The sequence below is a fragment of the Paraburkholderia sp. SIMBA_053 genome, from assembly GCF_046534895.1.
Lineage (GTDB): Bacteria > Pseudomonadota > Gammaproteobacteria > Burkholderiales > Burkholderiaceae > Paraburkholderia > Paraburkholderia caledonica.
Window position 1 is genome coordinate 1 of sequence record NZ_JAWRXU010001020.1, and the last position, 259, is coordinate 259.

At 73.0% G+C, this 259-nt stretch carries 1 protein-coding gene; it reads left to right on the top strand.

The features are described 5' to 3' along the window. On the top strand, positions 1 to 259 hold a 259-nt coding region (locus SB753_RS38720), incomplete at both ends, for an MFS transporter (RefSeq protein WP_410805370.1).

Consider the following 259-nt stretch of genomic DNA (forward strand, 5'->3'; position numbering starts at 1 on the left):
GCTGCTGCTCGTGCTGGCGCATGCGTTGACGCTGCCGTTGCTCGCCGTGCTCGGCTTTCTCGGCGCGACGGGCACGGTGGCGTACAGCGTCGCCGCGCCGGCGCTCGTGCCTTCACTCGTTTCGCGCGATGTGCTTCCCGTCGCGAATGGGCGGATCGAGCTGGCGCGCAGCGTCGCCTATTCGGCGGGGCCGGCGCTCGGCGGACTGCTGGTCGGCTGGATCGGCGCGGGTTGGGCCTACGGATGCGCGGCGGCGCTC